The sequence below is a fragment of the Amycolatopsis saalfeldensis genome (assembly GCF_900110575.1).
GTDB classification, from domain to species: Bacteria; Actinomycetota; Actinomycetes; order Mycobacteriales; family Pseudonocardiaceae; genus Amycolatopsis; species Amycolatopsis saalfeldensis.
Genome location: NZ_FOEF01000040.1, coordinates 23,245 through 33,919, shown reverse-complemented (window position 1 = coordinate 33,919; position 10,675 = coordinate 23,245). Strand labels below are relative to the sequence as shown.

11 protein-coding genes and 1 pseudogene are annotated in these 10,675 nt (G+C 70.2%); 5 read left to right on the top strand and 7 right to left on the bottom strand.

Going from position 1 to position 10,675, the window contains the following annotated elements:
• From BMY97_RS44005 to ctaE, 4 genes and pseudogenes are all read right to left on the bottom strand, one after another.
• A pseudogene (locus BMY97_RS44005) lies at positions 1-414 on the bottom strand (cytochrome bc1 complex cytochrome b subunit); the annotation flags it as partial.
• On the bottom strand, positions 411-1,562 hold the full coding sequence (gene qcrA / locus BMY97_RS44000) for a cytochrome bc1 complex Rieske iron-sulfur subunit (RefSeq protein ID WP_091629408.1): 1,152 nt from the start codon (positions 1,560-1,562) through the stop codon (positions 411-413). The pseudogene BMY97_RS44005 and the gene qcrA, both read right to left, overlap by 4 nt.
• Positions 1,559-2,377, bottom strand: coding sequence for a cytochrome bc1 complex diheme cytochrome c subunit (qcrC, locus tag BMY97_RS43995; RefSeq protein WP_091629406.1), 819 nt, complete (start codon positions 2,375-2,377; stop codon positions 1,559-1,561). The genes qcrA and qcrC overlap by 4 nt, the downstream gene beginning before the upstream one ends.
• Before the next feature lie 57 nt (positions 2,378-2,434).
• A complete protein-coding gene (gene ctaE / locus BMY97_RS43990) occupies positions 2,435-3,061 on the bottom strand; it encodes an aa3-type cytochrome oxidase subunit III (RefSeq protein WP_091629404.1) in 627 nt (208 codons plus the stop codon).
• A 95-nt stretch (positions 3,062-3,156) separates the two neighbouring features.
• Between ctaE and BMY97_RS43985 the strand changes: the two genes are divergently transcribed.
• From BMY97_RS43985 to trpD, 3 genes are all read left to right on the top strand, one after another.
• Positions 3,157-3,582 carry a hypothetical protein gene (locus BMY97_RS43985; RefSeq protein ID WP_091629402.1) on the top strand — a complete coding sequence of 142 codons (426 nt, stop codon included), beginning with the start codon at positions 3,157-3,159 and terminating at the stop codon, positions 3,580-3,582.
• A 61-nt stretch (positions 3,583-3,643) separates the two neighbouring features.
• The gene (locus BMY97_RS43980) at positions 3,644-4,054 is read left to right on the top strand and encodes a hypothetical protein (RefSeq protein ID WP_091629400.1); all 411 of its coding nucleotides are present in this window, start codon (positions 3,644-3,646) and stop codon (positions 4,052-4,054) included.
• Positions 4,055-4,061: 7 nt separating this feature from the next.
• Complete coding sequence (gene trpD, locus BMY97_RS43975) at positions 4,062-5,093, top strand: anthranilate phosphoribosyltransferase (RefSeq protein WP_091629399.1); 1,032 nt, start codon at positions 4,062-4,064, stop codon at positions 5,091-5,093.
• Positions 5,094-5,144: 51 nt separating this feature from the next.
• Here the strand turns inward: trpD and BMY97_RS43970 are convergent, their stop codons facing one another.
• Complete coding sequence (locus BMY97_RS43970) at positions 5,145-6,107, bottom strand: GlxA family transcriptional regulator (RefSeq protein WP_091629397.1); 963 nt, start codon at positions 6,105-6,107, stop codon at positions 5,145-5,147.
• An 83-nt stretch (positions 6,108-6,190) separates the two neighbouring features.
• On the opposite strand from BMY97_RS43970, the gene BMY97_RS43965 reads away from it, so the two are divergent.
• Entirely contained in the window at positions 6,191-7,126 is a 936-nt protein-coding gene (locus BMY97_RS43965) for a DMT family transporter (RefSeq protein WP_091629395.1), read from the top strand.
• Here the strand turns inward: BMY97_RS43965 and BMY97_RS43960 are convergent.
• Both BMY97_RS43960 and ctaC read right to left on the bottom strand, forming a co-directional pair.
• Entirely contained in the window at positions 7,074-7,496 is a 423-nt protein-coding gene (locus BMY97_RS43960) for a cytochrome c oxidase subunit 4 (RefSeq protein WP_091629394.1), read from the bottom strand. The two genes, BMY97_RS43965 and BMY97_RS43960, sit on opposite strands and share 53 nt — an antisense overlap.
• A gap of 39 nt (positions 7,497-7,535) precedes the next feature.
• Positions 7,536-8,483 carry an aa3-type cytochrome oxidase subunit II gene (gene ctaC, locus BMY97_RS43955; protein ID WP_091629393.1) on the bottom strand — a complete coding sequence of 316 codons (948 nt, stop codon included), beginning with the start codon at positions 8,481-8,483 and terminating at the stop codon, positions 7,536-7,538.
• 211 nt (positions 8,484-8,694) lie between these two features.
• Between ctaC and asnB the strand changes: the two genes are divergently transcribed.
• Positions 8,695-10,629: an asparagine synthase (glutamine-hydrolyzing) gene (gene asnB, locus BMY97_RS43950; RefSeq protein WP_091629391.1), complete on the top strand. Its 1,935-nt coding sequence runs from the start codon at positions 8,695-8,697 to the stop codon at positions 10,627-10,629.
• The last annotated feature ends 46 nt before the right edge of the window (positions 10,630-10,675 follow it).

Sequence of the window (10,675 nt, the reverse complement as noted above, 5' to 3'; positions counted from 1 at the left end):
GAAGAAGATCCGGCACATGTGGACCATCATCGAGGCGACGAAGATCAGCGCCGCCCAGTGGTGCAGCTGGCGCACGAACAGGCCACCGCGCACGTCGAACGAGATGTCCAGCGTGCTCGCGAACGCCTTCGACATCTCCAGGCCCTGCATGTTCTGGAAGCTGCCGTGATAGACGACCTCCTCCATGGAGGGATCGAAGAACAGCGTCAGGTACACACCCGAAAGCAGCAGGATGATGAAGCTGTAGAGCGCGATCTCGCCCAGCAGGAACGACCAGTGCGTCGGGAAGACCTTGTTGAACTGGTGCCGCAGGCCCTTGGCCATGTGGTAGCGCTGGTCGGCGCCCTCCGCGGCCGTGGCCAGCTGCTTCTCGAGCGCGCTCGTGCCCTTCGTGGGCGTGGTGAGTGAACTCATGACTTACGCTCCCAAAAGGCCGGACCAATGGCCTCGATGAAGTCGCTCCGCGCGACCAAGTATCCCTCTTCGTCAACCGTGATGGGCAGCTGGGCCAGCGGCCGGGTCGCCGGGCCGAAGATGGGCTTGGCGTAGTGCAGTGCGTCGAACTGCGACTGGTGGCACGGGCAGAGGATGCGGTTCGTGCGCTGCTCGTACAGGGAGGTCGGGCAGCCGACGTGGCTGCAGATCTTCGTGTACGCGTAGTAGTCGCCGAAGTTGAAGTCCTCCTGGCCCTTCCGCTTCACCACGCGCGCGGCGTCGGTGGTGCGCAGCCGGATGAGCATGACCGGGTTGTCCACCCGGGTCAGCGCGGCGGCCAGCGCCTCGCGGTCGCCCTTCTCCGAGTCGCGGTACGGGAACACCGTCTCCATGGCACCCGCGTCTAGGTCCTCGACCCGCACCCGGGTGACGCCCTTCTCGACGTCCTCGTCCAGGCTGCCGGTGTTGCGCCGCAGGTAGACCTTCTCGCCGGCGAACTGCGGCTGCCAGCCGGTGTGCCAGAGCGAGTCCTTGTTGTTCGTGTCCTTCCAGGGGTCCTTGATGAAGGACGCCACCGGCAGGGCCGCGGCCGCGAGGCCGAGCACGCCGGCCCCGCCGATCGCGGTGCGCTTGATCAGCGACCGGCGCGCGATGGTGCTGCGGTTCCCGGCGTCGGCCAGCTGGGCCAGGATCGTCGCGCGGTCGACCTCCTTGGACGGACCGTCGCCGCGCTGCTGCACGGAGGTCTCGGCCGGCACGAACTTCTTCGTGTAGAGGATCACGCCGATGCCCAGCGCCAGCACGGCCACACCGAGCGTAACGCCCAGCGCCGGGGTGTACAGGCTGTACGTCTCGTGCCCGGTCGGGTCACTCGGCGCCTTGTACTCCCACCACTTCGGCCACGCGAGCACGACCACGAAGGCCAGCCCGGCGAGCGCCGACAGCACGAACCAGAACGCGACCAGCCGCTCCGCGCGCCGCTCGGCGCGGGTGTTCTTGACCGGCCAGGGTTCCGGGTAGTCGACGATCTCGACGCCGTCGAGCTCACCGCCCAGCTTCAGCAGCTGGTCGCGGTCCATTTCAGCCAGCTCCGCCTCCGAGGGCGGCTGGGGCCCTTCGGCACTCATGCCTTCGATCCAATCCACAGTGTCACGCCGATGAGCGCGCCGATTCCGACTACGAAAGCGATCAGGCCCTCCGAGGCGGGGCCGACCCCGCCGAGGCCGTTGCCGCCGGGGTCGTTGTTGCCGTCGGACACCGACTTCACGTACGCCACGATGTCCTTCTTCTCCTCCGGGTTGAGCTGCCGGTCGGAGAATTTGGGCATGTTCTGCGGCCCGGTGAGCATCGCGTCGTAGATCTGCTCTTCGGTGGCCGGGTCCAGGTTCGGCGCGTACTTGCCCGCCGACAGCGCCCCGCCACGGCCGGTGAAGTTGTGGCACGACGCGCAGTTGAGCCGGAACAGCTCGCCGCCGCGGGCCGGGTCGCTGCCGCGCAGCGCCGCACCGGTTTCCGCGGGCCGCTGGACGCCGCCGCCGTGCGCCTGCACGTACGCGCCGATCGCGTCGATCTCGCTCGGAGTCAGCTTCGGCGGCTTGCGCTCGGCCTGCGCTTCCTGGCGAGCCGCGGGCATCCGGCCGGACGAGGTCTGGAAGTACACGGCCGCGTCGCCGATGCCGATCAGGCTCGGACCGCGGTCCTTGACGCCCTCGAGGTTCGCGCCGTGGCACTCGATGCAGGTGTTGTTGTAAACCTGCTCCCCCTGGCGCAGCAGCGCCGGGTCGCCCTGGGCCTGCGCGGTCTGCGGCTCGGGCGCGAACACGGCGTACAGCGCGCCGGCTCCCACCAGGGCGACACCGAGTGCGAGCAGGCCGGCGAAACGCCTGCGCAGCTTCGAGCGCGCGCGGAACCGGCGCTCCGGGGACTTATTGCTGGTGGTCATCTTTCGGCAACCCTTGCTGTCAGTTCGGGCCGATGGGGCTGTGGTGGCGGGCGCGGATCAGGGAAGGATGTAGATGACCGCGAAGAGGCCCACCCAAACGATGTCGACGAAGTGCCAGTAGTACGACACCACGATCGCCGAGGTGGCCTGCGCCGGCGTGAACTTGCTGAGCTTGGTGCGGATCAGCAGGTACACGAACGCGATCAGCCCGCCGATCACGTGCAGGCCGTGGAATCCGGTGGCCAGGTAGAAGACCGTGCCGAACGGGCCGGACGGGATCGTGAGGCCCTCGTTGACCAGGTTGTGGTACTCGTTCGCCTGGCCGAACACGAAGACCGCGCCCATGATCAGCGTGATGATGTACCAGCGCCGGAGGCCGTAGACGTCGCCGCGCTCGGCCGCGAACACGCCGAACTGGCACGTCAGCGAAGACAGCACCAGCACCACGGTGAACGGGATCGCGTACGCGACGTTGAGGTGGAACTCCTCGCCGTGCAACGGCGGCGGCCACGGCGCGCCGGCCGGGTTCTGCGCCTTGACGGTGAAGAACATGGCGAAGAGTCCGGCGAAGAACATCAGTTCGCTGGACAGCCACACGATGGTGCCGACGCTGACCATGTTCGGCCGGTTCAGCGAGTGGACCCGCTGGCTGATGGTGGGAGCTGCCGTTGTCACGGATCGCATTATGTCCTCCCGCGCGGGCACCCCGCCGTTCGGGTCCACGGCGGGTCGTGGGAGCTTCGCGTCACACCCTTACCCGGCGGACGTGAGAGCTACTCATGGGTTTACTGGATCGGCTTCGTGACCTGGCCGGAAAGCGCGAAAGACCCGGTCTGACGCCCGACACGCCCGGTTTGGAGATCGTCGCGGAGTCCTTCGACCCGGCCGTCGCGGACTCCGCGGTGCTGGCGAGTTCACCCGCCTGGGTACCGGCCGCGCCCGCCGTTCTGGTGCACCACTTGAGCCTTCCGCCGGACCGCGTGGCCGAAGCGGCCGGAATCCTCGCGCAGGACGGCTGGGAGCTGCGGGAACAGGGACCGGACGGCGAACGCGTCCTCGCGCGCGCCGTGCGGGTGCAGGTGCTCGACGCCCTGCACTGCGCCCAGGAACGGTCCCGGATGGCCGGGCTCGCGCAGCGCCTCGGCGGCGACGCGCTCGGCTGGGACGCCCGGCAACCGGGTGAGTCGCCGACCGCGCCAGCGTGACGAGCATCTCGGCAGATACGATCGCGGCAGTTCCACCCCTGACGAGACGGAGGCGTGCTTGATGGGCGAGCAGGCGAAGCGGATCCTGGTGTTCAGCCACAAGGCCGAGGTGCGCGACGCGATCGTGAACGCCGTCGGCCGCCGGCCGGCCGCCGACCTGGGCCGCGTGGAGTACGTCGAGGCCGCCGGGATCGCCGACGTGCTGAGCGAAATGGACGCGGGCACCGTCGACCTCGCGATCCTCGACGGCGAGGCGCAGCCCACCGGCGGCATCGGGCTGACCCGGCAGCTGAAGAACGAGATCACCGACTGCCCGCCGATCGTCGTCGCCGTGCGGCGCCAGGACGACCGCTGGCTGGCCACCTGGTCGCAGGCCGACGCGGTGCTGGTGCACCCGCTCGACCCGCTGACCGCGGCCGAGACCGTCGCCGGTGTGCTGCGCGCCGGGCGTGTGCCCGTCGTCAACGGCTGAGCCCGCGATGAGCGCCGACCCCCGCACCTGGCCGGCCCTGCTGACCCGGCTGATCGGGCGCGAGGACCTGCCCGCGGACGTCACCCGGTGGGCGATGGACCAAATCATGTCCGGGGCGGCCACTCCGGCGCAGATCGGCGGGTTCGCCGTCGCGTTGCGCGCCAAGGGCGAAACGCCGGAGGAGATCTCCGGCATGGCCGACGCGATGCTGGCGCACGCGCGCCGGATCGAGCTGGCCGTGCCCTCGGTCGACATCGTCGGCACCGGCGGCGACCGGTCGAACTCGGTCAACATCTCCACCATGGCCACGATCGTCACGGCCGCCGCGGGCGCACCGGTGGCCAAGCACGGCAACCGGAGCGCGTCGTCGAAGTCGGGCGCCGCGGACGTGCTGGAATCCCTCGGCGTCAAGATCGACCTGCCGCCCGAGGCGGTGCGCCGCTCGCTCGACGAGATCGGCATCGGGTTCTGCTTCGCGCCGGCGTTCCACCCGGCCTTCCGGCACACCGGCCCGCCGCGGCGCGAGCTCGGCGTGCCGACGACGTTCAACCTGCTCGGCCCGCTGACCAACCCGGCCCAGCCGCGCAGCGCGCTGATCGGCTGTGCCTACCAGGACAAGACGCGGGTGCTGGCCGAGGTCTTCGCGCGGCGCGGGATGTCGGTGCTGGTGGTCCGCGGCGACGACGGCCTGGACGAGATCACCACCACCACGACCACCTCGGTGTGGGTGGTCTCCGGCGGCGCGGTGACCGAGCAGGCGTTCGACCCCGCCGTGCTCGGCGTCCCGCGGGCCACGGCCGAAGACCTGCGCGGCGGAGACGCGGCCTCGAACGCCGAGGTCGTCCGCGAGCTGGTCGCCGGCAAGGCGGGCCCGGTGCGCGACGCGGTGGTGCTGAACGCCGCCGCCGCGCTGGCCGCGTTCACCGGCTTTTCCGGCTCGCTGGAGGACGACCTGGCGGCCGGCCTGGACCGCGCCGCCCAGGCCATCGACTCCGGCGCCGCGGCCAAGCTGCTGGACCGCTGGATCGCCTTCTCGTGAGTGTTCCTGCCGGTTGGAACCGTCCGGAACACTCACGAGCGTTGAAGGCGCTCAGGACGGCCGGAAGGCGGCCCGGTAAGCGCTCGGCGTGGTTGCCCGCAGCCGGGTGAACTGGTGCCGCAGCGCGGCGGCTGAGGCGTAGCCGCAGGCGGTCGCGATGTCCTCCACCGAAAGCCGGCCCTCCTCCAGCAGGGCCTGCGCGCGGTCGAGGCGGCGTTCGGTCAGCCAGCGGTGCGGGGTGGTGCCGGTGGCGGCGGAAAAACGGCGCAGGAACGTGCGCTCGCCCAAGCCGCTGCGCCGCGCCAGCTCGGCGACGGTGAACGGCCGGTCCAGCCGCCGCTCCACCCACTCCAGTGCCTCGGCGACCATGGCGTCGTCCGGCGCGGCGGTGGCCGGGACCGGCGCCTGGACGAACTGCGCCTGGCCGCCCGCGCGGTGCGGCGCCGCGACCATGCGCCGGGCCAGCGTGGTGGCCGCCGTGACGCCCCGCAGCCGGCGCACCAGGTGCAGGCACAGGTCCACCGCGGCCACCGTGCCGGCGCTGGTGAAGATCCCGTCGTCCTCGGCGTAGAGGGCCTGCGGATCGACGACGGCGGCCGGGAAGCGGCGCCGGAACTCCGGTTCGTACACCCAGTGCACGGTGCAGCGGCGGTCGTCGAGCAGGCCCGCGTAGCCGAGCGAGAAGACGCCCGCGCAGAAGCCCGCCACCCAGGCGCCGCGCGAGCGAGCGTCACGCAGCACCTCGAGCACCGGCTCCGGCGGCGGCGCGGTCCGCGGCGCGCAGGTCGGCACGATCAGCAGGTCCGCCGCGGCGGCGAAGTCCAAACCGGACAGACCGTCGAGCCCGAAACCGGACCAGCTGGGCACCTTCGCGCCGTCCGGCGAGCAGACGCCGAACTCCCAGCCCTCGATGCCGTCGGCGCTGCGGTCGGTGCCGAACACCTCACACGCAACTCCCAGCTCGAACGGCGACACCCGATCGGCCAGCACCACCGCGACCCGCTGCACGTCCATGCCGACCAGGATGTCACAAGTTTTGCGGCCGTTGTCATCTCTGACACTGGTCGCCGGCCGCGGCCGGGAACACGCTGGGGCGCATGAAGAATCCCGAATCCCGACCGCTCCTGCAGTGGTCCGCCGCGATGGCGCTGTCCGGCACGATCGGCGCGGTCGTCCTGGAGAGCGGCGCCGCCGCCCCCGCCGTCGCTTTCGCCCGCTGCGTCGTCGGCGGCCTCCTGCTCGTGCTCTGGTGCCTGGCCCGCGGCTGGCTGCAAAGCTGGCGCCCGACCCGGCGCGACCTGCTGCTCGCCGCGCTCGGCGGGGTGCTGCTGGTCGGCAACTGGGTGCTGCTGTTCGCCTCGTATGCGCTGTCGTCGATCGGCGTCAGCACGGTCGTCTACCACACGCAGCCGCTGATCCTGGTCGGCCTGGCGGCGGCGTTCCTCGGCGAGAAGGTCTCGAAGTCGCACCTCGCGCGCGGCGGGATCGCCTTCGCCGGGGTGATCGTGATCTCACTGTCGGCCGACGGCGACGACGGCCAACCCGTGCGGCTGGCCGGGATCGCGCTCGCGCTGGGCGCGGCGGTGCTCTACGCCGGCGCGTCGTTCGTGGCCAAGCAGCTGAAACACATCCGGCCGCACCTGCTGGCGGCGGTGCAGTGCGCGGTGGGCGCCGTGCTGCTCGCGCCGGCGCTGGCGTTCACGCCGTTGCCGCACAGCGCGGCCGGCCTGCTCTGGCTGGTGCTGCTGGGCACCGTGCACACGGCGGTGATGTACGTGCTGATGTACGCGAGCATCGGCAAGCTGCCCACCACCACGGTGGCGCTGCTGTCCTATCTGTACCCGGTGGTCGCCGTCATCGTCGACATGGCGGCCTTCGGCCACCGGGTGAGCTGGCCCGAAGGCCTGGGGATGCTGGCGGTGCTCGCCGCCGCGCTGGCTCCCCAGCGCGGCGGCCGGGCGGCCGGGCGGCCGCCCGTCGTCACTCGTGGTTCGGACCCGTGTGGTACTCGAACACCAGTCCGCCCACGGTGATGAGCAGGGCCACCAGGGCCAGGACGAGGAGCCAGATGTGGAAGAACGCGAGCGCCAGGCCGCACAGCGCGGCCGAGGCGGCCAGGCCGATCGGCCAGTAGCTGCCCGGGCTGAAGAAGCCCAGCTCGCCCGCGCCGTCGCTGATCTCGGCGTCCTCGCGGTCCTCGGGGCGCGGTTCGATCCGGCGGGACACGAACTGCAGGTAGCTGCCCGCGAGGAACGCGAGGCCACCGGTCAGCAAGAGCGCGACGATGCCGACCGGCTCGGCCTTCTGTCCGGTCGCGTAGAGGGCGGTCATCACCCAGTAGATGGCGGCCATGACGACCGCGAACCCCGCCACCAGGTAGAAAATCCGGGCTTCGACCTTCATGGGACTTTCTCCCCTACTCCTCTGGTTCGCCGGAACCGGTCAGTTGGACGCGGTGCGCGCGGTGCGGTCGGTGTTGAACGGCTGCGTGGTCACCGCGTGCGGGGTGCACAGCTCGCCGCAGTTCATCGCCGTCAGCGCCTCGGAAGCCGTGTTCGGCTTGCCCGTCTTCGGGTTCGTCTCGGTGCGCAGCTTGATGTACTGGTCGTACTTGTCCGGGGACAGCGCGCGGACCTCGAAGTTCATCACCGAGTGGTAGGTGCCGCACAGCTCCGCGCACCGGCCGACGAAGGAGCCCTCGCGGTCGATGGAGTTCTGGAACGAGCTGTCCTGGTTGTTCTTCTCCGGGTCCGGGAACACGTCGCGCTTGAAGTGGAACTCCGGGACCCAGAACGAGTGGATGACGTCGGTGGACCGGAGCCGGTACTCGATCGTCTTGTTCGTCGGGAGCACCAGCAGCGGGATCTCGCCGGACGAGCCGACGGTGCTCACCTGGGTGCCGTCCGCGCGCTTGGCGTTCGCGTCGTCGTACTTGAACTCCCAGTTCCACTGGAAGGCCACCACGTCGACCACGACGTCGGGGTTCGGCTTCTTCGCCAGCACGTCGTTCTCGGCCGTCGCGGTGAAGAAGAACAGCACGCAGACCATGATCGTCGGCACGACGACCGTGAAGATCTCCAGCGGGATGTTGTACTGGAATTGGCGCGGGAGGTCGTCCGGACCCTCGACCGCGGCGTTCTTCTTCTTGCGGTGGAACGTGGCGGTCCAGAAGATCAGGGCCCACACGATGACGCCGACGACCAGTGCGGCGACGACCGTCCAGGTCCAGAGGTTCCGCATCTCGGTGGCCTGCGGGGTGACCCCGACCGGCCAGCCGAAGCGGAGGATCTCGTCCCCGGAGCAGCCCGTCGCGGTCAGCGCGACCAGCACGGCCAGCGCGGCGACGCGACCGGCCCGCTTACCCACGGGGGTGCGCTCTGGCTTTCCCACTGCGCTGCGCCCTTTCACCAGAGCCGCCCTTTCACCCAGAGCCTCCTCGACCGATCTTCGTGACAGGCGGAGCCTAGCCGAGTTGGCGCCTGCCGCTGACCAAGGGGTAACCACAAGACGCGCGGGTAACCCGGCGGGGCCGGGCGGCCGCCGCTCGCGGCATACTGGGCCCTTCCCCGGACCGGCCCGACCCAGAGGTGTGTGAGTACACGTGTGCGGCCTGCTTGGACTGATCTGCGCGACCGAGACCGGCGCGGCGAACGCGCGTGAAGCCGTCGGCGCGGCAATGCGCTGCCAGCGCCACCGCGGCCCCGACGAGCAGGACACCTGGGCCGACGCCGAGGTCGTCTACGGCTTCAACCGGCTCGCCTTCATCGACGTCGAGCACTCCCACCAGCCGCTGCACTGGGGCCCGCCGGAGGCGCCCGGCCGCTACACGCTGAACTTCAACGGCGAGGTCTACAACTACCGCGAGCTGCGCGACGAGCTGGCGGCGGAGTTCGGCGCGAAGTTCGAGACCGAGGGCGACGGCGAGGCGGTCGTCGCGGCGTACCACTACCTGGGCGCCGACGCGGTGAAAAAGCTGCGCGGGATGTTCGCCTTCATGATCTGGGACGCCCAGGAGAAGGTCGTCTTCGGCGCGCGCGACCCGTTCGGCATCAAGCCGCTGTACTACAGCGCGGGCCCGGGCGCCGTGGCGTTCTCCAGCGAGAAGAAGAGCCTGCTGAACCTGTCGGACACCCTCGGCGTGGCGCAGGAGCTGGACCGCACGGCGCTGCAGCACTACCTGGTGCTGCAGTACGTGCCGGAGCCCGAATCGCTGCACACCGGCATCCGCCGGGTCGAGTCCGGCACCTCGTTCCGCGTGGTCCCGGGCGGCGAGGTCGAGTTCACCCGGTACTTCCACCCGCAGTTCGCGACGAAGCCGGTCAACGGTCCCGCCGAGGCCGACGAGCTGTACCAGCGCATCGCCGAGGTGATGCGCGACTCGGTGGGCAAGCACATGATCTCCGACCCGGACGTGACGGTCGGCGCCTTCCTGTCCGGCGGCATCGACTCCACCGCCACCGCGACGCTGGCCAAGGAGCACAACCCGAACCTGATCGCGTTCACCACCGGGTTCGAGCGCGAGGGCTACTCCGAGGTGGACGTGGCCGCGGAGTCGGCCGCCGCGATCGGCGTGCGGCACGTGGTCCGCACCGTCTCGGCCGACGAGATGATGGAGGCCCTGCCGCTCATCGTCTGGTACCTCGACGACCCGGTGGCCGACCCGGCGCTGGTGCCGCTGTGGTTCATCGCCCGCGAAGCGCGTAAACACGTGAAGGCCGTGCTGTCCGGCGAAGGCGCGGACGAGCTGTTCGGCGGTTACACGATCTACAACGAGCCGATTTCGCTGGCGCCGTTCGAGAAGGTGCCCGGCAGTGTGCGCAAGCTCATCGGCAAGGTGTCCACCAAGATCCCCGAGGGCACCCGCGGCAAGGACCTGCTGCGCCGCGGCGCGCTGCCGCTGGAGGACCGCTACTACGGCAACGCCCGCAACTTCCGCGACGACCAGCTGCGCGCGGTGCTGCGGACCTACACCGAGGGCGTGGGCTTCAAGGACGTCACCGCGCCCTGGTACGACGTCTCGCGCGGCTGGGACCCGGTGGCGCGGATGCAGCACGTGGACCTCTACACCTGGCTGCGCGGCGACATCCTGGTGAAGGCCGACAAGGTCACCATGGCCAACTCGCTGGAGCTGCGCGTGCCGTTCCTCGACGCCGAGGTGTTCAAGGTCGCCGCTTCGATTCCGCTGGACCAGAAACTCGCGCACGGCACCACGAAGTACGCGCTGCGCCAGGCGCTGGCCAAGATCATCCCGCCGCACGTGCTCAACCGCCGCAAGCTCGGCTTCCCGGTGCCGATCCGGCTGTGGCTGCGCAACGAGATGTACGACTGGGCTCGCGGCATCATCAACGACTCGAAGACCGACGAGCTGCTCGACAAGGCCGCCGTGCTGCGGCTGCTGGAGGAGCACAAGGCCGGCCAGCTCGACCGCAGCCGGCAGATCTGGGCCCTGCTGGTGTTCATGCTGTGGCACGGGATCTTCGTGGAGCACCGGATCAAGCCGGAGATCCCGGAGCCGGTCTACCCGGTCAAGCTCTGACACCGTCCGGAAACACGTCACCCGCCGCGGGTGACGTGTTTCCGGG

Bases quoted from the DNA above. Each gene is read 5' to 3' on its own strand.
- qcrA (WP_091629408.1), bottom strand. From the start codon at position 1,562: ATGAGTGCCGAAGGGCCCCAGCCGCCCTCGGAGGCGGAGCTGGCTGAA.
- qcrC (WP_091629406.1), bottom strand. From the start codon at position 2,377: ATGACCACCAGCAATAAGTCCCCGGAGCGCCGGTTCCGCGCGCGCTCG.
- ctaE (WP_091629404.1), bottom strand. From the start codon at position 3,061: ATGCGATCCGTGACAACGGCAGCTCCCACCATCAGCCAGCGGGTCCAC.
- BMY97_RS43985 (WP_091629402.1), top strand. From the start codon at position 3,157: ATGGGTTTACTGGATCGGCTTCGTGACCTGGCCGGAAAGCGCGAAAGA.
- BMY97_RS43980 (WP_091629400.1), top strand. From the start codon at position 3,644: ATGGGCGAGCAGGCGAAGCGGATCCTGGTGTTCAGCCACAAGGCCGAG.
- trpD (WP_091629399.1), top strand. From the start codon at position 4,062: ATGAGCGCCGACCCCCGCACCTGGCCGGCCCTGCTGACCCGGCTGATC.
- BMY97_RS43970 (WP_091629397.1), bottom strand. From the start codon at position 6,107: ATGGACGTGCAGCGGGTCGCGGTGGTGCTGGCCGATCGGGTGTCGCCG.
- BMY97_RS43965 (WP_091629395.1), top strand. From the start codon at position 6,191: ATGAAGAATCCCGAATCCCGACCGCTCCTGCAGTGGTCCGCCGCGATG.
- BMY97_RS43960 (WP_091629394.1), bottom strand. From the start codon at position 7,496: ATGAAGGTCGAAGCCCGGATTTTCTACCTGGTGGCGGGGTTCGCGGTC.